The 24,773-nt window shown below is 64.4% G+C and carries 20 protein-coding genes; 9 read left to right on the plus strand and 11 right to left on the minus strand.

The annotated features are described in order from the left end of the window. Positions 1-59 precede the first annotated feature (59 nt). Both LB545_RS27615 and LB545_RS27620 read left to right on the plus strand, forming a co-directional pair. A complete protein-coding gene (locus LB545_RS27615; protein WP_140558566.1) occupies positions 60-1,346 on the plus strand; it encodes an NAD(P)/FAD-dependent oxidoreductase in 1,287 nt (428 codons plus the stop codon). 224 nt (positions 1,347-1,570) lie between these two features. Further along, positions 1,571-2,416: an SH3 domain-containing protein gene (locus tag LB545_RS27620; protein ID WP_224706130.1), complete on the plus strand. Its 846-nt coding sequence runs from the start codon at positions 1,571-1,573 to the stop codon at positions 2,414-2,416. Between the two features lie 67 nt (positions 2,417-2,483). On the opposite strand, the gene LB545_RS27625 is transcribed toward LB545_RS27620, so the two are convergent. Then, a complete protein-coding gene (locus LB545_RS27625) occupies positions 2,484-3,230 on the minus strand; it encodes an SDR family oxidoreductase (protein WP_140501098.1) in 747 nt (248 codons plus the stop codon). A 313-nt stretch (positions 3,231-3,543) separates the two neighbouring features. On the opposite strand from LB545_RS27625, the gene zwf reads away from it, so the two are divergent. The 3 genes from zwf to edd all read left to right on the plus strand — a co-directional run bounded on the left by zwf (position 3,544) and on the right by edd (position 7,630). Continuing rightward, positions 3,544-5,016 carry a glucose-6-phosphate dehydrogenase gene (zwf, locus tag LB545_RS27630; protein WP_140501096.1) on the plus strand — a complete coding sequence of 491 codons (1,473 nt, stop codon included), beginning with the start codon at positions 3,544-3,546 and terminating at the stop codon, positions 5,014-5,016. Next, on the plus strand, positions 4,998-5,714 hold the full coding sequence (pgl, locus tag LB545_RS27635; protein ID WP_224706131.1) for a 6-phosphogluconolactonase: 717 nt from the start codon (positions 4,998-5,000) through the stop codon (positions 5,712-5,714). The genes zwf and pgl overlap by 19 nt, the downstream gene beginning before the upstream one ends. Positions 5,715-5,785: 71 nt before the next feature. Continuing rightward, positions 5,786-7,630 (plus strand): phosphogluconate dehydratase, encoded by a 1,845-nt coding sequence (gene edd / locus LB545_RS27640; RefSeq protein WP_140513386.1) that lies wholly within the window; start codon positions 5,786-5,788, stop codon positions 7,628-7,630. A 354-nt stretch (positions 7,631-7,984) separates the two neighbouring features. On the opposite strand, the gene LB545_RS27645 is transcribed toward edd, so the two are convergent. The 6 genes from LB545_RS27645 to LB545_RS27675 form a co-directional block, all read right to left on the minus strand. Continuing rightward, positions 7,985-8,263 (minus strand): helix-turn-helix domain-containing protein, encoded by a 279-nt coding sequence (locus LB545_RS27645; protein ID WP_140513384.1) that lies wholly within the window; start codon positions 8,261-8,263, stop codon positions 7,985-7,987. After that, the gene (locus tag LB545_RS27650; protein ID WP_140513382.1) at positions 8,232-8,507 is read right to left on the minus strand and encodes a BrnT family toxin; all 276 of its coding nucleotides are present in this window, start codon (positions 8,505-8,507) and stop codon (positions 8,232-8,234) included. The genes LB545_RS27645 and LB545_RS27650 overlap by 32 nt, the downstream gene beginning before the upstream one ends. Positions 8,508-8,834: 327 nt before the next feature. Then, positions 8,835-10,514, minus strand: coding sequence for a vWA domain-containing protein (locus LB545_RS27660; protein ID WP_140568173.1), 1,680 nt, complete (start codon positions 10,512-10,514; stop codon positions 8,835-8,837). 88 nt (positions 10,515-10,602) lie between these two features. Further along, positions 10,603-11,565, minus strand: a complete 963-nt coding sequence (locus tag LB545_RS27665; protein WP_140501084.1) for a GlxA family transcriptional regulator — start codon at positions 11,563-11,565, stop codon at positions 10,603-10,605. A gap of 55 nt (positions 11,566-11,620) precedes the next feature. After that, positions 11,621-12,520: a bifunctional methylenetetrahydrofolate dehydrogenase/methenyltetrahydrofolate cyclohydrolase FolD gene (folD, locus tag LB545_RS27670; RefSeq protein ID WP_140501082.1), complete on the minus strand. Its 900-nt coding sequence runs from the start codon at positions 12,518-12,520 to the stop codon at positions 11,621-11,623. A 240-nt stretch (positions 12,521-12,760) separates the two neighbouring features. Beyond that, entirely contained in the window at positions 12,761-15,355 is a 2,595-nt protein-coding gene (locus tag LB545_RS27675; protein WP_224706132.1) for a GumC family protein, read from the minus strand. 199 nt (positions 15,356-15,554) lie between these two features. Here LB545_RS27675 and LB545_RS27680 point away from each other — a divergent pair, with 199 nt between their 5' ends. Continuing rightward, positions 15,555-16,850, plus strand: a complete 1,296-nt coding sequence (locus LB545_RS27680; protein ID WP_224706133.1) for a lipopolysaccharide biosynthesis protein — start codon at positions 15,555-15,557, stop codon at positions 16,848-16,850. A 46-nt stretch (positions 16,851-16,896) separates the two neighbouring features. On the opposite strand, the gene LB545_RS27685 is transcribed toward LB545_RS27680, so the two are convergent. From LB545_RS27685 to LB545_RS27695, 3 genes are read right to left on the minus strand one after another with little or no spacing between them, the layout of a single operon-like run. Then, positions 16,897-17,826 (minus strand): DUF6492 family protein, encoded by a 930-nt coding sequence (locus tag LB545_RS27685; RefSeq protein WP_224706134.1) that lies wholly within the window; start codon positions 17,824-17,826, stop codon positions 16,897-16,899. Next, on the minus strand, positions 17,823-18,611 hold the full coding sequence (locus tag LB545_RS27690; protein WP_224706135.1) for a WecB/TagA/CpsF family glycosyltransferase: 789 nt from the start codon (positions 18,609-18,611) through the stop codon (positions 17,823-17,825). Before LB545_RS27690 ends, LB545_RS27685 begins: the two co-directional genes overlap by 4 nt. Then, positions 18,608-19,780 carry a glycosyltransferase family 4 protein gene (locus LB545_RS27695; protein WP_140558577.1) on the minus strand — a complete coding sequence of 391 codons (1,173 nt, stop codon included), beginning with the start codon at positions 19,778-19,780 and terminating at the stop codon, positions 18,608-18,610. Before LB545_RS27695 ends, LB545_RS27690 begins: the two co-directional genes overlap by 4 nt. A gap of 171 nt (positions 19,781-19,951) precedes the next feature. Between LB545_RS27695 and LB545_RS27700 the strand changes: the two genes are divergently transcribed. The 3 genes from LB545_RS27700 to proC are packed head-to-tail and all read left to right on the plus strand — an operon-like array spanning position 19,952 to position 23,140. After that, the gene (locus tag LB545_RS27700; RefSeq protein ID WP_140558579.1) at positions 19,952-20,950 is read left to right on the plus strand and encodes a glycosyltransferase family 2 protein; all 999 of its coding nucleotides are present in this window, start codon (positions 19,952-19,954) and stop codon (positions 20,948-20,950) included. Next, positions 20,919-22,265, plus strand: coding sequence for an O-antigen ligase family protein (locus tag LB545_RS27705; protein ID WP_140562190.1), 1,347 nt, complete (start codon positions 20,919-20,921; stop codon positions 22,263-22,265). The genes LB545_RS27700 and LB545_RS27705 overlap by 32 nt, the downstream gene beginning before the upstream one ends. Before the next feature lie 59 nt (positions 22,266-22,324). Next, positions 22,325-23,140: a pyrroline-5-carboxylate reductase gene (proC, locus tag LB545_RS27710; RefSeq protein WP_224706136.1), complete on the plus strand. Its 816-nt coding sequence runs from the start codon at positions 22,325-22,327 to the stop codon at positions 23,138-23,140. Positions 23,141-23,234: 94 nt separating this feature from the next. On the opposite strand, the gene LB545_RS27715 is transcribed toward proC, so the two are convergent. Continuing rightward, entirely contained in the window at positions 23,235-24,548 is a 1,314-nt protein-coding gene (locus LB545_RS27715; RefSeq protein ID WP_224706137.1) for an NAD(P)H-dependent oxidoreductase, read from the minus strand. Positions 24,549-24,773 lie beyond the last annotated feature (225 nt).

The raw sequence follows: 24,773 nt of genomic DNA on the forward strand, positions 1-24,773 counted from the left end.
CCCCTACTCCCCTACTCCCCTACTGCCCTATTGCCCTACTGCCCTACTGCGTGAGCATCATGCCCTACCAATCCCCGATCTCCCCCGGCCGTTCCTGGTACGAGGACACGGCCGGCCCGCGACCCGAGTATCCGGCGCTGGACGGTGACCGGAGCTGCGACGTCGTTATCGTTGGGGGCGGTTTCACCGGCTTGTCGGCGGCGGTGCATCTGGCCAAGGCGGGCACCAATGTGGTTTTGATCGAGGCGTATCGCTTCGGAGACGGCGCTTCCGGGCGCAATGGCGGCCAGCTCGGCACCGGGCAGCGCGCCTGGGCCGAGGAATTGGAGGCCGAGTATGGGTTTTCCCGCGCCAAGGCACTGTTTGACCTCGCCGAGGAGGCGAAGGCGCATCTGCTCGAATTCGCCGCCGCCAACCAGATCGATATCGACTACATGCCGGGCCAGCTCTCGGTTGCGCACAAGCCGCGCTATGTCGACGACTACAAGGCGCATGCCGAGATCATGGCCAGCCGCTTCTCCTATCCGCACATTTCGTTCATGGACGCGACGGAAACTGCGCAGCGGCTGGGCTCGACAGCCTATTTCGGCGGGACGCGCGACACCGGCACCGGCCATATCCATCCGATGAAACTGGTGATCGGCACGGCGCGGGCGGCGGCACAGGCCGGCGCACGATTGTTCGAAGCGACGCCGTCGACCGGCATTGTTTCGAGCGGCGGCACGGTGAAGGTTTCGACAGCCAGGGGGACGATCACAGCGCAGAAATGCCTGATCGCGGTCAATGCCTATGGCGGCACGCTCGAACCGGTGAGTGCCGCGCACATCATGCCGATCGGTTCGTTCATCGGCGCGACCGTGCCGCTTGGAGCGGATTCGAACGTGCTGCCGGGCGGCGAGGCCGTCGATGATTCCCGCTTCGTCGTGCGCTACTTCCGCAAGTCGAGGGATGGCCGGCTGCTGTTCGGCGGACGCGAGGTCTACGGCGTCAACGACCCCAAGGACATCCATATCCATATCCGCCGCCAGATCGCGGAACTCTATCCCGCACTAAGGGACGTCGAAATCACGCATGGCTGGGGCGGCTATGTCGGCATCACGGTGCCGAGAAAGCCGTTCGTGCGGGAAGTGATGCCGAATGTGATCTCGGCCGGCGGCTATTCCGGCCACGGCGTCATGCTGTCGAACTTCTTCGGCAAGCTCTATGCCGAAACGGTAGCCGGCAACCGCGACCGGCTAAAGCTGATCGAGGATTTGAAGATTCCGCCGTTCCCGGGTGGCCGGCGCTTGCGCGCGCCGCTGCTTTTCCTGGCGCTCAACTGGTTCGCGTTGCGCGACAGGATTTAACAATTGTTGAGTAATATCATGGGGGCCGCGACATCCAAGCGTTGCAGAATCTTCAGCAATGGCGCACTGATGCCACAATCGCGGGCAAAAAGTGCAATCTCTAGGCGAATATAGACGGGGATTTTCTGCGGGCCCGCCCGCTGTTTGATTTGGGACCGGTGTGATCGACGCACGCATTGCGGTGTTTGATCGAAGAACATCGGCCCCTTATGGAGGTGGCAAGAGTGAGAGAGCCCTTCAGTTTCGGTGCTCCGGAACGTCGGCGCTTTGCCATGCAGTTCGGCTACGACATGCGCCCGTCATTCTGGCAGGAAGTTCGTTCGAACTCGCATCTGGTGATTGCCGCGGTCGGCACGGCCGCGCTGCTCGGCGTGGCCGCGGTGGCACTGTGGCTGGCATTGCCGGCGAACGAGCGGCAAGCGGTTGCCAATCCAGAGCAAGCCATTCCGGCCGTTCCGGTGAAGACGACGAAGATCGCGCCGGCGGGGATCACGGTAGCCGCGGCGGCGGTGCCGCAAGCGGCGCGAAAGTCCGACCAGGTCTCGCCGACCGTGGCTGTCTCGGAAGCCGCCATTCCGGCGCTCGCGGCGAACGATCCGCGCTGGACCGCCTCCCAATCGAAGACCGCACCGGCTGCTTCCGGCCAGACGGCGAGCAAGGCCGGGCAGACGCCTGACAAGCCGGCGGCGGCGGCATTCGCGCAACCCGCTGCCGACACCGACGCCGCCACCGAGCTCGCCAAGGTCGCCGCACCGGCGCCGGCGGCGGGCAGCAGTCCCGATGGCGCGCAGACTGCCGCCATTCCCGCCGCGCAACCACAAGTACCGTCGCAGCAATCTGCCGCGCAGGATGACGACAGCAAGGCCGAACCGCGCAAAGCGACCGCCGGCACCGGGCGCATCCTCAGGGCCGTGACCATGCGCAGCGGCCCGAAGAAGAATGCGGCCGCCATCGTCACGGTGCCCGCCAAGACCTCGGTGCAAGTGATGAGTTGCAAGCGTTGGTGCCAGATCGTCTACAACGGCAAGACAGGCTGGGTCTACAAAACCTACATCAAGACCGGCGCCTGACGCACCAGCGCCACGATCAAGGCAGGCACGGCCGAGCCGATCTTTGGCGCAGCGATGACGGTGTGCGTCAGATGCAGCGACCGCCGTCGACCTCCAGCGCAACGCCAGTGATGAAGGCGGCCTCGTCGGAGGCCAGCCACAGTGCCGCATTGGCGATGTCGAGCGGGGTCGAAAGCCGGCCGAGCGGGATCGAGGCGCGGAATTTCTCGCGGATTTCGGGTGTATCGGCGCCCATGAATTTTTCCAGCATGCCGGTCTCGCCGGCCACCGGACACAGGCAGTTGACGCGGATGTTCTTCGGCGCGAGTTCCACCGCCATCGACTTGGTGGCGGTGATCGCCCAGCCCTTCGAAGCATTGTACCAGGTGAGGCCGGGCCGAGGGCGCAGGCCAGCGGTGGAGGCCGTGGTCAGGATGACGCCCCCGCCTTGCCGCTCCATGATCGGCACGACGGCAAGGGCAGCATGATAGATGGCCTTCATGTTGACCGATGTGATCAGGTCGAACGTCGCCTCGTCGACTTCGAGCATGTCGCCATTGCGATGGGTGAACCCGGCATTGTTGACCATGATGTCGATGCGGCCGAAGGCGCTTTTGGCGGCATGGACCATCTCGTCGAATTCGGAGCGCTGCGAAACGTCGGTCTGGGTCCAGATCGCCGCCTCGCCGATCTCGCCGGCTACGCGTTCGGCACCCTTGGCGTTGAGGTCGGCCACGACGATCCTGGCGCCCTCCTCGGCGAAGCGGCGGGCAATGCCCTCGCCGAAACCCGAAGCGGCCCCGGTGACGATGGCGACCTTGTCCTTCAGACGCATGTTTTTCCGCTCCCTGGGTTCATCGCGTGGCTTTTACCGCGGGCTGCCGGCGTCATGGCCCGTGCCGCGACAGGCAAAGCGCTGATTCTCCCTTAGCTTTCGTCACATTCACGTCCTATGCTGCAACTGCGAAGGCTTGGCGGAGTTGTCGTTTGCCGACAAGCCTCCGCCTGGTGCCAGTGTCAAGCGCACATCTGGACCGACGCAAATATGTAGCGATCGGTCGTCGATGTGACACCATGGCACTGGAAAATTTAAATCGATTAGCATATATCAGCCGCGTACTCGCGACCGGCGTCAAAGCGGATAGACCATGACCAGCCAGATCATCCCCGTCGACCCTTTCGACTTCATCATTTTCGGTGGCACCGGCGACCTGTCGGAACGCAAACTTCTGCCGTCGCTCTACTATCGCCAGCGCGACCATCAATTTTCCGAGCCAACCCGCATCATCGGCACGTCGCGTTCGAAGATGAGCGATGACGAATTTCGGGCTTTCGCCAAGCAGGCTATTTCCGACCACGTCAAGGCGGCCGATATCGATCCCAAGGAGCTCAAGACCTTCCTGGCGCGGCTTTCCTATGTCCCGGCCGATGCCACGAGCGGCGCGGGGTTCGACAGGCTAAAGAAGGCGATCGGCGACAGCGACTGCATCCGCGCCTTCTATCTGGCGGTGGCGCCGGCGCTGTTCGGCGACATCTCGCACAAGCTGAAAGAACACGATCTGATCACGCCGAATTCGCGCATCGTGCTGGAGAAACCGATCGGCCGCGACCTCGCTTCGGCGCAAACGCTCAACGATCTGGTCGGCGACGATTTCCACGAAAGCCAGATCTTCCGCATCGACCATTATCTCGGCAAGGAAACGGTGCAGAACCTGATGGCGCTGCGTTTTGCCAATGCGCTCTACGAGCCGCTGTGGAATTCCGCCCATATCGACCACGTGCAGATCACCGTCGCCGAGACGGTCGGCCTGGAAGACCGTGTCACCTATTACGACAAGGCCGGCGCGCTGCGCGACATGGTGCAGAACCATATGCTGCAACTGCTCTGCCTGGTGGCCATGGAAGCGCCATCGTCGATGGACGCCGACGCCGTGCGTGACGAGAAGCTGAAGGTGCTGCGCGCGCTCAAGCGCATCAACGGCAACGAGGCGCCGAAGCACACGGTGCGTGGACAATACCGCGCCGGCGCTTCCGCAGGCGGGCCGGTGAAAGGCTATGTCGAGGAGCTCGGCAAGGACAGCAACACCGAAACCTTCGTCGCGATCAAGGCCGAGATCGGCAACTGGCGCTGGGCAGGCGTTCCGTTCTACCTCAGGACCGGCAAGCGGCTGGCAACCCGGGTCTCGGAGATCGTCATCGAGTTCAAGCCGATCCCGCATTCGATCTTCGGCGGCGACAGCGCCGGGCCGATCTTCGCCAACCAGCTGGTCATCCGGCTGCAGCCCGACGAAGGCGTCAAGCAATTCATCATGATCAAGGACCCGGGTCCGGGCGGCATGCGGCTGCGGCAGATTTCGCTCGACATGAGCTTCGCGCAGTCCTTCGACGGCCGCGCGCCGGACGCTTATGAACGGCTGATCATGGATGTCGTGCGCGGCAACCAGACGCTGTTCATGCGCCGCGACGAGGTCGAGGCCGCGTGGAGGTGGATCGACCCGATCCAGAACGCCTGGGAAAGCGCCAGGCAGGAGGCGCAGGGCTATACGGCGGGCACCTGGGGACCTTCGGCCTCGATAGCGCTGATCGAACGTGACGGGCGGACATGGCACGAGAGCAATTGAACAGCGCCAGCTACAACTGGAATGGCTTTTCCGACTGCGCGGAACTGGCGGCTGCGCTGGCCGGCCGCGTCGCCGACCGGCTGGCAAAGGCAATCGCGGCGCGCGGCACGGCGTTACTGGCCGTTTCCGGCGGCACGACGCCGGCAAAATTCTTTGCTGCCCTGTCGGGAATACCGATCGCCTGGGACAAGGTAACGGTGACGCTGATCGACGAGCGCTTCGTGCCGGCCTCCTCGCCGCGTTCCAATGCCGGACTGGTGGCCGCCAATCTGTTGCAGAACGCGGCTGCGGCGGCACGGTTCGTGCCGCTCTATCACGAAGCCGTCAGCATCGAGGATGCCGCGGCATCGGACAATGCGGCGCTCCAGTCCCTGCCCTGGCCGCTCGACGTCGCCGTGCTCGGCATGGGACCTGACGGCCATACCGCCTCATTCTTTCCCGACGCCGACGATCTGGCGAAATTGCTCGACCCGTCCTCGCACAGGATCGTGCTGCCGGTTCATGCGGCAAGCGCCGGCGAGCCGCGGCTGACCCTGTCGCTGGCGCGCATCGTCGATGCCGGCTTCCTGGCGCTGCACATAGAGGGCGAGGACAAACGCACCGCCTTCGACGGCGCGACCAGTGCCGGGCCGCGAAAGCCTATCCGCGCCGTGCTCGACGCATCGCCCCGGCCCGTAGAGGTTTTCTGGGCACCCTGATTTCAACTTGCTGCGGTCCCGGTAATGGCGGGAGGATGTTTCCGGGACCATCGCCTGAAAGGACCGACACCATGACCGCCAGACGCGACATCGAAGCCATCACGGAGCGCATCCGCCAACGCTCCAAGCCGGGCCGCGAGCGCTATCTCGGCCGCATCGGCAGCGCATCGAACCAGACCGCCAACCGGGCGGTGCTGTCCTGCGGCAATCTTGCCCATGGCTTTGCCGTGTGCAGCCCCTCGGAGAAAGTGGCGCTGGGTGCCGACAAGGTGCCGAACCTCGGTATCATCACCTCCTACAACGACATGCTGTCGGCGCATCAGCCCTTCGAGACATTCCCGGCGCTGATCAAGGAAGCGGCGCGGGAGGCCGGCGGCATCGCCCAGGTTGCCGGCGGCGTGCCGGCGATGTGCGACGGTGTCACCCAGGGGCAGCCGGGCATGGAGCTTTCGCTGTTCTCGCGCGATGTCATCGCCATGGCGGCCGCGATCGGCCTGTCGCACAATATGTTCGACGCCGCCGTTTATCTGGGCGTCTGCGACAAGATCGTGCCCGGGCTGGTGATCGCGGCACTGACCTTCGGCCATCTGCCGGCGGTGTTCATTCCGGCCGGGCCGATGACGACAGGCCTGCCCAACGATGAAAAGGCCAGGGTTCGCCAGCTCTACGCCGAGGGCAAGGCAGGCCGCGCCGAACTGCTGGAAGCCGAGTCGAAGTCCTATCATGGACCGGGGACCTGCACCTTCTACGGCACGGCCAACTCCAACCAGATGTTGATGGAGATCATGGGCCTGCACACGCCAGGCGCTTCCTTCGTCAATCCGGGCACGCCGCTGCGAGATGCCTTGACCCGCGAGGCGACCAAGCGGGCGCTGGCGATCACCGCGCTTGGCAACGCCTATACGCCGGTCGGGCGGATGATCGACGAGCGTTCGATCGTCAACGGCGTGGTTGGCCTGCACGCGACCGGCGGCTCGACCAACCATACCATTCATCTGATCGCCATGGCCGCAGCCGCAGGCATTGCGCTGACCTGGCAGGATATTTCCGACCTCTCGGAAGCGGTACCGCTCCTGGCGCGCGTCTATCCCAATGGGCTTGCCGATGTGAACCATTTCCACGCCGCGGGCGGGCTCGGCTTTCTCATTCGCGAGTTGCTCGACGAAGGGGTGCTGCATGAAGATGTGCAGACGGTATGGGGCGAAGGCCTGCGGCCTTACGCGGTCGAGGCAAGGCTCGGCGCTGACGGCAATGTGGTGCGCGAAGCTTCGCCGCGCGCGAGCGGCGACGAAAAGGTGCTGGCGCCGTTCAAGAAAGCGTTCCAGCCGACAGGCGGCCTGAAAGTGCTTTCGGGCAATCTCGGCCACGCCGTCATCAAGACTTCGGCCGTGAAGCCGGAGCGGCGCATCATCGAGGCGCCGGCCAAGGTGTTCGACAGCCAGCAAGGGCTGAACGAGGCCTTCAAGGCCGGCACGCTTACCGGCGACTTCATCGCCGTCATCCGCTTCCAGGGACCGAAGGCCAACGGCATGCCGGAACTGCACAAGCTGACCACCGTGCTCGGCATCCTGCAGGATCGCGGCCAGCGCGTCGCACTGGTCACGGACGGGCGCATGTCCGGCGCCTCCGGCAAGGTGCCGGCGGCGATCCATGTCACGCCGGAAGCGGTCGAGGACGGCCCGATCGCCAGGATCCACGACGGCGACATCATCCGGCTGGATGCCGATGCCGGCACGCTTGAAGTCCTGGTACCGGCAGCGGAATTCGCGCTGCGTCGGACGGCGGAAGCCGATCTCATCGGCAATGAGTTCGGCTTTGGCCGTGAGCTCTTCGCCGGATTCCGGCAGCTGGTGGGTCGAGCCGACCATGGGGCCAGCGCGTTTGGAACCGACGCAGCGGAATTCGCGCTGCAATGAAAAGGGACGGCTCCTGGCCGCCGTAGCTGAAATGTGGATTACTTGGCCGTAGCTGAAATGTGGATTACTTGCTTGTCGCAGGGATCGTCGTCAAAGTCGGTTATTTTGTTGCGAAGATTAGGATTTCTGACAATCGGACGTGGCCGAAAGGGCAAAGCGCAAGGCTTTCCGTAGATAACTCGTCCCACTGTGCTTCTGGAATGCAACTGCTCTCCGCTGGCGGCGTACGCTCGCTGTTCATGATTCCTCCGAATCACCACAAAATCGCGATTTTTTGCCAGCTCGCCATATGGGCAAATTCGCGAAGCTGCCGAAACCTACGACATGCAAGCCGAAGCTCCTCGGCAACGCCAGCTATGCGACGACCTTCGCCACCATGTCCGGATGCTGACCGATCACGCGCACATAGGCGATAGCGAAATCCGGCGCGGTTGCCCGCGCCTGCTCCCAATCGCGTAGCGTGCCGACCGGAACCCGGAAGCGGCTGGCGAACTCGGACTGCGACAGGCCAAGCCCGGTCCTCGTCTTGCGGATCAGGCGGGCGCGCTGGCCCCGGTCCATCGCCTCGGCCGTCACGTCGAAGTCTTCGGCGTCAGCCAGGTCAGCAGGTAGCGAGATATGCTCGTTCTTCACCCTTGTTGCTCCTTCTCACTGAGATGAAGCGGGGCTGTTCACCCCGCCAGACGAAGACCCCGGTGAACAGCTTCTCCCCGACGATGCCGACCACCTTGAACCGTTCCTCGCCGTCGATCTCTCGGATGGAGGGGATAATCAGATGGTTGTCGTCCTCAAAAATCCGATCGCCAAAGGCTAGCGGTAATTTGTGCTTCTCGCGGATGGCCGCATCCTTGGCAGAGTCGAACCTGTCTTGCGGCATGGGCTACAATCATACGGGATTTCCGTATAGATCGCAAATCCCTTTTCACTCGTGAAATGTCGAGGGTTTTAGGAGCGCGACAAACCTACAGAGGAAAGGCGCTCAAAGCGCTCGGTATGGTAACTGGAGCCGCTGGGTAAACCTTCGCTCGGCCGGCTAAAGCGCCGGCGATTTCGGGCAGCACATTCATCGCATCTCGGCCATGGTCGAGCTTTCAGCACGGCCGGAATGTCGTAGGTGTCGTTGATTGACTTGACGGTTCGCCAATCGAGACCGGCCTGGTAGGCCGGCTCGTGGGCCGCCCCTTCTGTTGCTGACAACCAAACCCTACTGAACCGTGATCTCGGCCCGTTCGCCAGCCTTGACTGTCACCGGCATCTCCTTGTCATGACCCTCATCCGACATATGCCGGACGACGACATAATCGCCGGCGGGGATCGTCTGCTGCCAGTTGTCGCCGTAGTTGAAGCCGAGCGATTTGCGCTTGCCATCGATGTCCTTTTTCGACGAAAACACCTCAATCGAATAAGCGCCGGGCGCCGATATTGCGAGCACGCCCGCATCGAGCACGACCTTCACGTCCTGGCTGTCGCCGGGCTTGATGCTGAAAGGCTGCTCGACGACGGCGAGATCGAGCGTTGTCACCGCCACATAGTCGTCGGGCGGCAGCCAGAACTTGCTGTCGGCCCCATAGGAGTGCTCGACGCTGTCGCGGCTGCCGTCGATCTTCTTCTTCGCCTTGACGATCTCAAAGCCGATGGCCGAATTGTCGGCCTTCTCGCCGCCAGACGTATAGTAGGCATTGAGCATGGCCTGGCCGACGCCGACCACGACGTCCTTTTCTACGGTCTGCCCGGCGGCGAGCTGGATTGTTTCCGTCACCGTGCCGGCACCGATCTGCACCGTCACCTTCTGTTCGCCCGCCGGCACGATGGCCTGGGTGTCGCCGTAATGGGTGGTGCTGCCACCGGGATAGGCGAAATCGACGCGGGCTTCGCTGCTGATCTCGGCACCCTGGCTGGCATGCGGGTGAATGATCAATGTGCCGGCGTTCAGGATAAAGAGCGGTTTTTGGACCTGGCCGGCCTCGATCTTGACCTTCTGCTCGACCTTGGCTTCGTCGTCGCGCGCGACGACGATATAGTCGCCGGGATCGAGTTTGCCGCTATAGCTGCCATATTCGGTGGTGACGGACTCGCCGCGCGAGCCGTCGGGGTTGGCTTTGTAAATCTCCCAGGCATTGCCGTCGGTGATCGGCTCGCCGCCTTCGGCCATCACCACGGTCGGCTGGAAATTGAAAGCAGGCCTTGCAGGCTCCGGCGCAGGCGCTGGCGCTGGCGCCGGTTCGGTTGCCGGCGCCGGCGCGGGGGGCGGTGACGGCGCCGGTGCGGCGACGGTTTCGACCAAAGCTTGCCGCAGCGCCTTCTCGTCGGACGCCTGGATGTACTTGCCGCCGGTGTTGTCGGCGAGGCAAGCGATCTGCTTGCCTTCGTCGGCCGTAAGGCCAAAGCCGACAACGTCGGCTGTGAAATCGACGCCGGACGATTCGAGTTCCTTGCCAAGCGCGCAAGGATCGCCGCCACAGGTCTCGAGCCCGTCGGTGATGAGAACGACGGTCGCCTTGTCCTCGGTGTATTTCAGCGCTTCGGCCGCCTGCTTGACGGCTGATGTCAGCGGCGTCTTGCCGAGGAATTTCATGCTGTCGGCCGCGGCCGAAATCGCGCTCGCCGAGCCGGCCTGCGGCGGTACGATCAGCTGGATGTCCTCGCAACTGCCTTTCTTGCGATGGCCATAGGCCATGAAACCGAGTTCATCGTCGGCGGGAACCGATTGCAGCACGCTTCTCAGCGACTCACGGGCGATTTCGAGCTTGGGCCTGCCGTCGATCTGCGCCCACATCGACCCTGAAGCGTCGAGGATGATGATGACCTTGTTCGCGGCAAAGCCGAATGTCGTCATCGACAAAAGGAGAAACGCCGCAGCGACGCTCCGTGCAAGTCCCGCCATCAAAATCTCCTGAGTAGCCGCCCGTCCGCCGGCTGAAGCTATTTGAGCCCACCCTGGGACACAAGCCCGGACGCGGCTTGTCCGCGGCTTAGTAGGTGGTGCGGCGCTCTTCGGAAGGCGGGCGGCCAAACTGCAGCCGGTAGCTCTGGGCAAAATAGGAATGCGAGGTGAAGCCGGTGGCGATCGCCACATCGAGGATCGGCATGTTGGTCTGGCGCAACAATTCGCGCGCCCGCTCCAACCGCAGCCGCATGTAGTAGCGGCCGGGCGTGACGTTGAGGTGGCGCAGGAACAAACGCTCCACCTGACGCACCGAAAGGCCGGCCGATTTGGCGAGCTGCACCGCCGAGAGCGGCTCGTCGAGATGGTCGGCCATCAGCTCGACGATGCGCCTGAGCTTCTCCGACTTGCCGGTGAGATCGCGCTCCGGCCCGACGCGCTGGCGGTCGCCGGCCGAGCGGATGCGCTCGTGCTGGAACTGGTTGGCGACGCCATTGGCGAGGTTCGAGCCGAAGTCGCCGCGCACGATCTCCAGCATCAGGTCGATCGAGGTGGTGCCGCCGGCGCAGGTGTAGCGCTTGCGGTCGATCTCGAAGACGTTGCCAGTGCAGTTGATGTCGGGAAAGCGCTCGACGAAGCCGGCGCGGTTCTCCCAATGGATGGTGCAGCGATAGCCGTCGAGCTGGCCGGCCTCGGCCAGCAAATAGGATCCGACCGACAGCGCGCCGAGCGCATTGCCGCGCCGGCCCCAGCTGCGCAGCGCCGCCAGAACCTTGCTCTTGCCGGGAAATTCGGTGGTCAGCCCGACCGAGACGAAGAGGATGTCGACCGGCGGCAGGTCGGCAACCGCATAATCGATCTTGAGCGGCAAGCCGTTGGACGCCATCACCGGATCGCCATCGGCCGATACCGTCGTCCAGCCGTAGAAATCGCGGCCGAGCAGCCGGTTCGCCGAACGGAACGTGTCGATCGCGGCGGCCAGCGAGAACATGGAGAACTTGTCGACCAGCAGGAATGCGAATTGCCGGCCGCCTTGAACGGGATCATTCATGACCGGCCGTTCCAAGGGAATAGTTGGGTTCGGCAAAGCTGCTGCTTTCTGGTGGTCAGAAGGAGGGCCGTTTCAACCCGGCCGCAAGGTAGGCGGAGGCTAACGTATTGGCCATCAGCATGGCAATGGTCATCGGCCCGACGCCGCCGGGCACGGGCGTGATGGCGCCGGCGGCCTTGGCCGCTTCGGCATAGGCGACATCGCCGACGAGGCGGGATTTGCCCTCCCCCTTCTCTGGGGCCGGGATGCGATTGATGCCGACGTCGATGACGGTTGCGCCGGGCTTCACCCAATCGCCCCTGATCATCTCCGGCCGGCCAACGGCGGCGACGAGAATGTCGGCGGTGCGGGCCAGCCCCGGCAGATCCTTCGTGCGGCTGTGCGCGATGGTGACGGTGCAATTGGCGGCGAGCAGGAGATTGGCCATCGGCTTGCCGACGATGTTGGAACGGCCGACGACGACGGCATTGAGGCCCGACAGATCCTTGCCGCGCACGCGCTCGATCAGGAGCATCGAGCCGGCGGGCGTGCAGGGAACGAAAGCGGTGTCGAGTTCGCCGGTGCCGAGCTTGCCGACATTGATGAAATGGAAGCCGTCGACATCCTTCTGCGGCGCGATCGCCTGGATGACCTTACCGGCGTCGATGTGGGCGGGAAGCGGAAGCTGCACCAGGATGCCGTTGATGGCGGGATCGGCGTTGAGGTCGGCGATGATCTTGAGCAGCGCCTCCTGGGAGGTGTCCGCCGGCAGCGTGTGCTGGACCGAATGAAAGCCGCATTCCTTGGCGGTGCGGGATTTGGAGGCGACGTAGACCTGGCTCGCCGGATCCTCGCCGACGATAACCACGGCGAGGCCGGGCTGGATCTTGCCCTTGGCGACAAGCTCCGCGGTCAAGGTCTTCACCGTCCGCACCACGTCTTCGGCAACGCTTTTGCCGTCAATCACTTCGGCCATATGAATCACCCCTCGATACGTTCCGCCAAACCGGCCGCGTCTGAAAATGCGGCGCTTTGGATCCTTTTCTCAATCGCGTGCCGAAGCCTGCATGGCCCGGCCAGCCGGGCTGCGTCTCCGGCAAGACACCGCGCGGCATTTTGACGAAAATTCGAACACGCAATCCCGTCAAAGCGCCGTCCGATGCCGTTTACGCGAAACCGGCCCGCTTTTGTTCGACACAGGAGACTATCTTGTGGCTCAGAAATAGCGGCGGCCGGCGCGGCTCTCGGTAAGCTCGCGAACAGCCTCGCGAAATTCGCGCAGGCTGGCGCGAATTTCCTCGATCGACGCCTGCTCGGCGCCCTTCTCGGCGGCGGCGGGCTGCTCCAGCGGCGCGGCGGGATAGGCCGACGGCTGAGCCGGAGCGGGTGCGGCCGGGTAGGGCATGGGCGCGCCATAGGGCGCCGCGGCCTGGGGATGACCTGCCGCCGACCGCGTCTGCCAAGGCTGCATGTGCGGATAGACCAAGGGCTGCGCATAGGGATGGGACGAGGCCGGATACATCGCCTGCTGCGGCACCAGGGGCGACCGCAATGGCGGTCCCATGGGCCGCGTATAGCCGGCGTCCGCGTCTGGCTGAAAAGATGGCCGCGGATAGTCTGGAGCTGGCGGGCGATGTCCAAAGGCGGAATCCGGAGCCGGATAGTCGGGAAATGCCGGAGTGCTCGCCGGCCGGCCCTCTTCGGCGACAGCGGCCGATGCAGATGCACCGGGAAACGCATCGTCCTGCGCCTCGGTGCCGGGCTTGCGGGACACGGCTTTGCGCAGCCTCGACATCAGCAAGCCGATCCGGCTTGGACCCTCGGTGGCAGCGGCTCCGGGCTGCGCGGCAAGCGGCGGCACTGATGCTGGTGGCGGCGGCGGTGATTGCGGCGGCGATGCTTGCGGTATCGGCGGCGCCGGCGGAGGCGGCGCCCGGAATGCCTGGTCATCGAGCGGCGCCCGGCGTTCGTCCATCTTGCGGTCACGGCGGGATCGTGACCCGGCGGTCTCACGCAGGCTTTCATAGGCGCCGCGCATGGCGCCGAGACCGACGCCGGAGGCAAAGCCCAGCAGCAGGCCGGCAAGCGCCACCACGGCGCGCGACGGCCCGTTCGGCTCCAGCGGAATGGAGGCGGGCGAGATGACGCTCATATTGGCGGTGTTGATATTCTTCTGCTCGCCGGTCTCCTTGGCGCGCAGGAGATATTGCTCATAGACCGAGCGCTTGGCCGAGGCCTCGCGTTCCAGTTCGCGCATCGAGACAAGGTCGCTGTTGACGTCGCCGCTGCGCACCTTCATCTGCGCCAGGCGGGAAGCAAGGTCCTGTTCGAGCTGGACCGAGCGTTTCAGGTCAACCTGCAGCGACGACGCGATGCGGCTGAGTTCGGCGACGATGCGTTCGCGCGCGCCGGTGAGCTGGGCCTCGAGCGCCTGGCGCTCGGGATGGCGCGGTCCGAGCCGGACCGCTGCCCGATCAGCCTCCTGTTTGAGCGTTGCGTATTGCGAGCGCAGATCGCTCATGGAGTTGGAGTTGATCTCTTCCGGCAAGGTGCCGCTGAGCACCGAATTCACGTTGACCTGACGTGCCGAGGCCGCGCGGGCGTTCAGCTCCAGCGTGCGGGCGCGGGCGACGGAAAGCTGCTCGTTGAGCTTGAGCATCTGGTCGTCGCTGATCAGATGGCCCTGCGCGTCGACAAGATCATGGGTGGCCCTGAAATCCTCGACCTTGCGCTCGGCGGCTTCGACGCCCTTGCGCATCTCGTCGAGTTTCGCCGTCAGTTCGTTGTTGGCCCGGCCGGCAGTGTCGGACTGGATTTCACCCGAGGTTTGCAGGAAGACCTTCGTCATCGTTTCGGCGATGAGCGCCGATTTCTGGGCATCCTGCGTGGTGACGCCGATGGTGATCACGGAGGTCTTGCCGCCGCGCTCGACCGAAACGCTCTCGGCCAGGTTGACGATCGCAAGGGAAAGGCGGCGGGATTGGTCGACACCGCCCGGTCCGTCCTGGCGCAACAGGATCGAGCGGATCAGCGACATGACACCCAGGCCGCCATTGCCTTGGCCGTTGAACTCGGGGTCGTCGACCAGGTCGAGCTCCTGGACAACCTTGTTCAACACGGTGCCGGAGGTCAGCAACTTGATCTGGTTCTCGACGTTGACGAGCGCCGCGTCGGGCATGACCACCGCCTGGGTGAGATCGCGATCCGTAAGCTTCAGGTCGCGCGGGTCGACGATCAGTTCGGTGGTGGACTCGTATTTCTTCGGCGTCGACAGGGCAATCGCAACGCCGAGCGCCGCGCCCAGTACCGTCGTGGTGATGATCAGCGCTTTGGACCTGGCGACGCCGCGAACCACCTGCATCGGATCGATCAGGGGCTTCCATTGCTGGCTGTCGGCATCCTCGCCAGGAGATGTTCCCGCTTCGCTCGCGCTCAGCGGTTCGGATGTGCTGCGCGGGGAATCAACGCTCGAGGCGATCTCAGGAACCGTCTCTTCATACGGCATCGCCGGGTCCGAACCGCCGATACCGGCCCCATGGTGCGAATGCGAAATGCCGGCGGACGCCGGAGCCGGCTCGTCGCCCGGCTGCAAGCGTTGCGTTGCGGCGGATGCGGAAGGCGCCGGATTCATCTTCGCCTCGCGCTGCGAACGCGCCAGGCGATGACGTGTGGCGGCATCCTCGCGCCATGACGGATTTGCCCGATCCCCTAGCGAGACCAGCGATGCCTCGTCCTCACCGCGCACGGCTTGGTTAAGCGCCAGCAAGGATCGCTCGCGCCTCCAGTCCTCACGATTTTCCCTGTCGCCCATTGTCGCGGAGCTTACTTTCAGCCGCCAGACAGCGGCAGTCGGCCATTTGTTAAGCCACGCTAAACAAGCATAGGAAACAAAAGGTTAATTTTAGGCGGCCGAAAGCATTGCTTGATGCCGGCTGCTTGGAATTTCAGCAGATGCAGGAAGATTTCAGAAGGGCACGTTAAACTTTGCCGCCTATGCCTTTCCCTGACCTATGACTGAGGCCAGCGACATACCGCAGAGGCGGCCCCTCGCCCGGATCGGCACCTTCGTGGCCGAAAGACGGGGGATGGTTCGCGACTATTTTTCAGCGATCAGCGGCGCCGGCGGGCGGCTGGTGTTTTCACTCGCCTACTTCATCGCCTTGGCCAATACGCTTTCCATCGCCGAGTTCGGCATGTTCGCCACCGCCTCGGCCGCCGGAGTGATGCTGTCGCGGCTTCTGGCCTTCGGCTTCATCTCGGCACTCTACCGCACCGCCACCATCCGCCCCAACCTGATTGGCACCTTCACCGCAGGCTTCCTGCTGCTGGGCATCGTCTCGTTGCCGCTGCTCGCCGCGGCCTCCTACATCGTCTACCTGATCTTCTTTGCCAGCACCGTGCCGCTGCCGGTGTTCGCGGCAATCGTCTTTGCCGAGGCGCTTCTGTGGCGGCCGGTGGAGGTGGCGCTGATCGTCAACAACGGTCTCGGCAAATTCGGCCGTGCCGCCGTGCTGGCGATCCTGGCGACGGCGTTGCGGGCAGCCGGCGCGGTGCTGTTCATGTTCTGGGCGCAACACAGCGTCTGGGTGTGGTCCTGGTTCTATATCGGCGCGAACGCGGCCTCGCTGCTGGTCGCGTTCGGCCTCTTCTATCCGCGCCAGCGGCTGCGGCTGCGCGGCGAGCTCTATCTCAGGCGGCTCGCCGATTCGATCTACGTCGCCGGCGCCGAGGTGTTGTTCTACCTGCAGATGGAGTTCGACAAGCTTCTGGTGCTGGCGATCGGCGGGCCGCACCTGGCCGGCATCTATGCCATCATCATGCGGCTGGTCGACCTGACGGCGATCCCGATCCGCACCTTCTCCATGATGCTGGTGCAGCGCATAATGCGTGCCCCGGAGCTCTTGTCACGGCTGGCGGTCAAGAGCGGCATCGAAGGCGGCGTGTTCGCGGTCTCGACGCTGGCGCTGCTGGTGCTTGCCGTGGTGCTGCATTTCTTCCCCGGGGCGCTCGGCAAGAACGTCTCGGAGGCCGCTCCCCTTGTGGCGCTTGCGATCGGCGTTCCGGGACTGCGCAATCTGGTCGAATACCAGGCGGAGCTTCTGTTCGCGCGCGGCCAGACGCTGGTGCGGGCGCTCAATCTCGGCCTGCTCGCCGCTCTCAAGGCGCTGCTGCTGACCTATGTGCTGACAACAATTGCCGACACATCGAAGCTGGTGCTGTCGCTCAACGTCGTCTTCCTGCTACTCTATCTCGCGTCGATGCTGCTGACCTATTCGGCGCTACGCAAGCCGGCGAAGGCGATCTGATCCTTCATCCGGGCAGTCTTTCCGCGAACCGGTTCGCTTTTCAGGATCAGGATCGGTCGAGCCCGATCAGCCGGCGGATGCGGCCGGTATCGGTGCCGATGAAGGACTGCATGCCGATCGCCACCTGTTCGGGCGCCATGGCGGCAACGAAGCGACGGAATTCATCATCCGACAGCGCCTCACCGGTCCAGTGGACGCGGCAGAATTCTTCCGAGCCATGGAAGTGACCGGCGCCGTCCAGCAGATCGTCGACATAGCGGCCATAGATCATGCATTCGGAGAATTTGCGCGCCGAGCCGACGACCTCGACCCAGTTTCGGCCATGCACCTCCTCGATCCGACTGCACATGGCCAGCACGGTGTCGCGGCGCCAGGCGATCAGCGTCGAAATGTAATCGTGAACCGAATTCCTCGACGGATCGATGCCGAGCGCGGAGCCGGCATTGCGCGACCATATGCGATGCTCGTCATGACCGTCCTGCGCAAGCACGCCGTCACGGCGGAACAGCCGCGCCTTGCCGTCGCGCCAGAACGCGCCGCAATCGAAAGGCTTCAGAAAGGCGACGTCGGAATCGCAGAAGACCAGAACGTCCTGGCATGCGTGCGCCGCAACTGCAATGCGGCGCAGTTGCTGCACGTGCCAGCCGCGCAGCGGCTGCGTCTTCAGGCTGAGCCAGACGCGCCGCCGGAACAGGCTAAGCGGATCGTCGAAGACATGCAGCCAGCGCGGCAGCAACTCACGTTCGTCGACGACGGATCGGTTGGCGCTCTCCAACCGGCGAAACAATTTAACGTCCCGGGCTTCGACCAGAATGTAATGATGCGCGACGCCCGTGACGTGGCGGTCGAGGGTTTCGCAGAGCAGGCGGCAACGCTCGAAATCCGGCGCATAGCTTGCCGTCACCATGGCTGCCGTCGGCGTTGCCCGAAGCAGTCCGGGTTCGGCGATCGCGCCCGGAACGAACCTCTCGTTCAACGGACGTCTCCGGCTTGGGGCCGGAACAATTTCTGTTTGAGGACCCGCCACAGGAACAAGGGGTTGCCGACCACATAGCGGCGCCAGAGCCGTCCCGGCTCGACCGCCAGGCGAAACAGCCACTCCAGCCTGAGGCGCCGTATCCACAAGGGCGCGCGCGGCACGGCGCCGCTGAGAAAATCCAGCAGCGCGCCGACCGCGACCGGCAGCGTGCAGTGGCGCTCGTCGATGTGCCGTTCGATCCACAATTCCTGGCGCGGCACGCCCATGGCGACCAGCAGCATATCAGGCCGCAGCGCCGCGATGCGTTCGATGATTTCCGGCTCCTGCGCAGCGGAGAAGTAGCCGTCATGGATGACCACGAATCTGTGGTGGACGGCAATCGCCGCGAGCTTCTTCGACGCGGCCTCGGCATTGACGCGCGTCGCGCCGAGCAGCCCCACGGTCAGCGGCCGGGTCACCGACCGCAGAAAGGCCGGTACGAAGTCGGTGCCGTTGAGATTGTCCGGGAACGGCGCGCCATAGAGAAGCTGCGCTGCGAGATCGACGCCGATGCCGTCCGGCAGGATGAGAAAATCGTCGAGCGCCTGGGCGAACACCGGATCGGTGTAGGCGAGATTGGCGTTATGGGCGTTGAGGAAGCTGACCTTGGTGAAGCGTCGTTCCACGATCAGCCGCGTCAGCAGGGCGATCGCGTCGTCCCAGCGAATGGCGAGCACGGAGATGCCGAAGATCGTCTTCAATGTGTCGGGCCCGAACGAGGCGCGGGCGGCGTGCATGTTCATGCAAACGCCTCCTGCATGACCGGACCGAGCTTCTCCAGGCCAAACCGAATGGCGGCGTCCAGCGCCTTGAGCTGCCGGCGGTGGAACGCGCTGCCGTCAACGTCGCTTATGTCGGCCGCCGCGGTCTCCAGCGCCTTGGCAAAGGCGACCGGATCGTCGGTGACCGCGCAATTGACCGGGCGATGGTCGATGCCGCGCAGCGCGTGGCTGGTGGCAACGGCGGGCAGGCCGAGCTCGAACGTTTCGATCGTCTTCAATTGCACGCCGCTGCCGGCGGTGCTGATGAGCGGGATGACGGCGCCGCCGCGTATGAAAGCCTGGGCGTCCGGCACGCGTCCGACGAAAGCGACGCCGGGATGCGTCGAGGCGATGTCAGACGGCATGCTGCCGGCGATCCTGATGCGGAAGTCCGGGCGCAGATGCGGTACCACCTTGTCCAGGAACCAGCCGAGCCCGATGCGGTTCGGCTGCCAGGTCCAGGTGCCGATCAGCGCGGCGTCGCACTCAATCTTGCGCCGGCCGTTACGCGCCGGTGGCGTGGCGCCCGTCACCAGCGGCAGCACCGCCGAGCGGTCGTCGGAGGCCACGCCAAGTGCCGAACGGTCTTCCTCGGCCAGCGTGAAGACGAAACGCGCGCGGCGGCACAGACGCTCTTCCACGCTCTCGAGCAGCCTTGCCTCGCGGCGGAACAACAGGCGCTGGAAGATGCCCGGGGCGGCAGCGGCATTTTCCCGCGCCGAAAGATGCTCGACATTGTGGGCGACGAAGATCGAAGGCCGCTCGTCGAAGAGTTTTTCGAAGGCGCCGGCGAACTGCACGGAATTGAGCACATAGCCGTCGAAGGGGCCGGCGCGCTCGATGGCGGCGAGGGCTTCGGCATCGGAGACCGCACGCAACTTGGCCGACGCGAAGGTGAGGCCCGAAAGCATCGCCTTGCCGACCCAGGCAAGCTTTTGCAGCGCTGAAGCATCTTCGGTGCGCACGTCGACGGCACCCAGAACGATGGTGCTTTCAGGATCGGCGGCGGCTTTCCCCGGCCAGATGAAGCCGATGACGGTGACGCGCGCGCCGGCGCGCCGCAAGGCAGCGATGATTGCAGCATTGGCGATCTCGTAGCCCGATGCGAGAGCGCCATCGGGCACGATCGATGTGGCGAACAGCAGATGCATCTCACCTATCCTGTGGTGCAGCCGGTAGCAAAGCGCGGTGAACCCTTGATTAAACGCGCGCGCATCGACGGCCCAAAACCTCGGCTTGAAGAGCCACTCCGTGAAAGGTGATTAACGAAACGTTATCGTCATGGTGCTAACAGAACTCGACCCACCATGCGGCTGACACGGATGATCCCTTTGCCATCGGACGGTTCGGTATCGATCGCGGGACGATCCCCCCGGCTTGACACGGAGGGCGTCGAAGCCGTCGTCACCTTGCCGACCTTCAAGCGGCCGGACCAGGTCCTGCAAACGCTGGCGTCGCTGCGGGCACAGCAGACCGGCAGGCGCTTTGCCGTCATCGTCATGGAGAACGAGGCCGAGGCACGTGCCGGCGCCCAGGCGTCGCTGCCGCTGTTCAAGCGCGGCGAGATACCGGGCATGGTGATCATCGCGCATCAGCGCGGCAATTGCAGCGCCTACAATGCCGGCTGGCAGGCGGCGATCCTGCACTTTCCGAATTTCAGGCACCTGCTGGTCATCGACGATGACGAGATAGCCGACCCGCACTGGCTGGAACGGATGTGCGGGGCGGCCGAGAGCCTTGGCGCCGATATTGTCGGTGGCCCGCAAGTGCCCGACTTCGCCGATCCCGCCCATGCGCGCTGGGCCAAGCATCCGGTCTTCGCGCCGCCCTACCGCAAGACGGGCCTCGTGCCGGCGCTCTATTCGTCCGGCAATCTCCTGGTGGGGCGCAACGTGCTTACCGCCATGGGGCCGCCGTTCCTCGACCTGAGATTCAATTTCATGGGCGGCGGCGATTCCGACTTCCTGAGCCGGGCGGCGCAGCGCGGCTTCGCGCTTGGCTGGTGCGCCGAGGCCAGCGTGACCGAGACCGTCCCGGCCCGGCGGGTCGAGGCCGACTGGATCCGCGCCCGCAGCCTGCGCAACGGCGTGATCTCGACGCTGGTCGAAAAGAAGAAACGCGCCGGCACCCCGCTGGCCGGCGTCAAGGTGTTGCTGAAGAGCCTGGCCCTGCTTGCCGCCTCGCCATTTCGCGGGGCCGCCAGGCTGGCACGGACAGGATCGCCCGCGGCCGCAATCTACCCTGTCCATGTGGCGCTGGGCCGCGTGCTGGCCGAATTCGGATATGCCAATGAGCAATACCGCCAGCCTGAAAAGAACTGAGCGCGCGCCGCTCGGCGCCGCGTTCACGCGCGACGGCGTGGCAACCGCGATCGCGGCGTTGCTGTTCACCGTCGTCATGGTGTCCTTCCGCCCGTTCCAGCCCGCGGGCGCGGAACTCACCGGCGAAGGCGGCGACATCGTCAACCAGCTCGGCTTCGGCTCGCTCGGCGCCGTTTCCGTCTTTTCGCTGATGGCTTTCGCCGATCCGCGCATCGTGCGCTCGCTGCTCAGCCCTTCCTGGGTGCTGATGCTGGGCTTCTTCTTTCTGTCGGTGGTGCTGGCGACAGACCCGCCCTCGGCGATGCGCGCCGCCTCCTTCACCATGATCGGCATCCTGACGATGGCGACGATCCTCGTGCTGCCGCGCGACGCGGACGCCTTCTCGAAGGTCATCATCTTCACCGCGGTGGCGGTCATGGGCCTTTCCTATCTCGGCCTCATCGCCTTTCCGCACGAGGCAATGCACACGGCCGATTCGCAGGAACCCGAACATGCCGGCCTGTGGCGCGGCGTCTTCACCCACAAGAACATCGCCGGTCCGGTCATGGCCTGCTTCAGTTTCGCCGGCCTCTATCTCTTCCGGCGCGGGCAGCGGTTCTGGGGCGCCGGAATTTTCTTCGCGGCGATGGTGTTCATGCTGCACACCGGATCCAAGACCACGGCCGGCCTGGTGCCGTTCTCGATCCTGATCGTCATGTTTCCAAGCCTCATGGGCATGCGACTCGGCACGCCGATCCTGTTCGCGCTGGCGATCATCGCTACCGCGGTCGGCACGCTGGGCATCGTTTTCCTGCCGCCGGTGAAACAGCTGGCGGCGATCTATTTTCCCGGCCTGACCTATACCGGGCGCACCACGCTCTGGGAGTTCGCCGGCGAGATGCTGGCGAAGAAACCGTGGACCGGCTACGGTTATGAGAGTTTCTGGGGAACGCCGCTGCTGCTCAACCAGGATCAGCCCTTCGACCGGCCGTGGGATATCAGGACCATCGTGCACGGCCATGACGGTTATCTCGACATCGCGGTGCTGATGGGCATTCCGGCGCTTTGCGTGGCGGTCTACACTTTCCTGATCGCCCCTTTGCGCGACTACATGCGCATTCCCTTGCGCAAGGAAAACATCTATCTCGGCGACTTCTTCATGATGGTGGTGCTGTTCGCCGCGCTCAACGCCTTCCTCGAAAGCTTCTTCTTTCATCGCGGCGATCCGGTGTGGCTGTTCTTCGTGCTCGGTGTGCTTGGGCTCAGACAAGTTTCGCTGCGTCCGGTCGCGCTGCGTAACGCCGGTCGTGGCGCGCGATTGGGCCACTCCACCTGACAGGGCTTCCCCGTTGATCCGCGAGCGTCTATGTGAAGCCTTTCCTCGGAGGGCTTTCGATGACGATCAGGCTTGTTCTCGCCGGCTGCGGCAATATGGGCTACGCCATGCTCTCGGGCTGGCTGAAATCCGGAAAGCTTGCACCGTCGGCCGTTTTCGTGGTCGAGCCCAATGCCGACCTGCGCCAGCGCGCGGCCGCACTGGGATGCGGAACGGCTGCCGACCCCACCGATATTCCGGCCGGTGCCGTGCCTGATCTCATCGTTATCGCCGTGAAGCCGCAGGTGATCCGCGACGTCACCGCCGCCTACAAACGTTTCGGCGATGGGCGCACCATTTTCGTCAGCATTGCCGCGGGCACGCCGGTCGCCACCTTCGAGGAAATCCTGGGCGACCGCGCGCCTGTTGTGCGCTGCATGCCCAACACGCCTGCTTCCGTCGGCAAGGGCATGATGGTGGTGTTTTCCAATCCGCTGGTTTCCGACGACACCAAGCGTTTCGTCGCCGACCTCTTGGCGGCCAGCGGCGAAGTGGCCACAATCGACGACGAGGGCCTGATGGATGCCGTGACCGCCGTCTCGGGATCTGGCCCGGCCTATATCTTCCATTTCATCGAAGCGTTGACCGTCGCCGCCGAGAAGGCGGGCCTGCCGGCGGCGACCGCCAAGCTGCTCGCCATGCAGACCGTCTATGGCGCTGCCTCGCTCGCCGCCGAAAGCGGCGAGGAGCCGGGCCTGCTACGCCAGCAGGTCACCAGCCCCAACGGCACGACGGCGGCCGCGCTGGCAGTGCTGATGGGCGAGGACCGGTTGACCAATCTCCTCACGCAAGCGGTGGAAGCGGCGCGGCTGCGGTCGATCGAACTGGGGAAATAAGGCCGTCTGGTCGCTTCAGCTTTTCGCGGCGCCGATGCGCCGCAACAAGGCTGTGAGTGTCGCGCACTGCGCCGACGTCGATAAACTGGTCGTTTCAGGTGCCCCACAGCATCTCATCCTGCAGCCGGCGCAGAGCGAACAGTCTCGTCGCCCGGTCGGGTGCGGCGTTGTCGGCCGTCAACAGCTCGCCTTTCCTCACCGGTTTCAGCACCTTGCCGCCCTCGAGTAGGCCGACCGGCACGGCACGCCGGGCGCGAGCGTCTTCGACGGTCATCGTCCAGGAGCGATAGCAGGTCTCGCCGATCGCATCGAAGGTTTCGCCGGCGAGCAGATCCCGCTTGGCGACGGCGCATACCTCGGCGACCGGCCTTGGCAGCGGCACCATGTCGGGCTTGCCGAAGAGCACGATGCGGGCTGCGGTCAGCGGGACTTCCAGCGAGGTCAAATGGTAGGGCCGGAACAGGCTGTAATAGGGACCGTGGCCGATATGCAGGTCGTCCATGCGCTCGACGATGCGCGGGTGGGTCGCCTCGACGATGACGAAGACACCGGGTGCGACACCCTTGCCGACCGTGTAGTCGACAACGCCCTTTTTCGTGAGCAGCCCGCCATGCTCGCGCGGAATGAGCACCTTGACGAGGTCGTCGCGGTCGGCCTTCGGGCCGTGCATGCCGGGCACATCGGGCACCAGCCCGGTGGCGTTGGCGATGGCGCACATCTCGACCATGGTTTTCGAACCGTCGACGAACTCGACCAGCATGCGCGGGTTCATGTTGCGGCGGATCGCTTCCTCGCGATAGTCGTCGGGCACGGCATCGTGGTTAAGCGGGTTGTTCTTGCCCTTGCCGGCCGAGACGATGGTCAGGCCCAGTGCGGAGGCGAACTCGATCAGCTCCATGCAGCTCGAGGGCTCGTCTCCGGCGCCGACCGAATAGACGACGCCGAGGCGATCTGCCTGCTGCTTGAGATAGCAGCCGATGGTGACGTCGGCCTCGACATTCATCATCACCAGATGCTTGCCATGCTGCATCGCCATCAGGTCGAAGTCGGCGGCGACGCCGGGCTTGCCGGTGGCGTCGATGACGACGTCGATCAGCGGATTGGTGACCAGCATCTCGTTGGAGGTGATGGCGATCTTTCCCGACTCGATCGCCGCGGTGACTTTCGAAGTGGTATCGGCTTCGACGGCCATCGCTTCGTCACCATAGGCGATGCGGATCGCTTCGCGCGCCGTGTGCGGACGTCTTGTCGAGACCGCGCAGACCGAAATGCCGGGCATCAGCATGCCTTGCGTGACCAGATCGGTGCCCATTTCGCCCGAACCGATGACGCCGATGCGTACCGGGCGGCCCTCGGCGGCACGGCTGGCGAGATCGCGGGCGAGCCCGGTCAAGGCGACATTGGTCATGCGGGGATGTCCACAGCTTCCTGGTTCGCGTCGGATTAGCAGGGAATAGCTCCTCCTTGCCAACGAAACTGGCCTCGGCCCGTCAATTTCCCATGAAATCGCGCAGGACAGATGCGCTCGCCACGGTTCGGTTGGCCCAAAGACTGGGCTCCGAACTCGGCGACAAAGACCTGACGACTGCCAGTCCGCTGTGCCGGCAGTTTCTCCTGATAGGAATTTTTTCTT

It is taken from the genome of Mesorhizobium sp. BR1-1-6, from assembly GCF_020165355.1.
Lineage (GTDB): Bacteria > Pseudomonadota > Alphaproteobacteria > Rhizobiales > Rhizobiaceae > Mesorhizobium.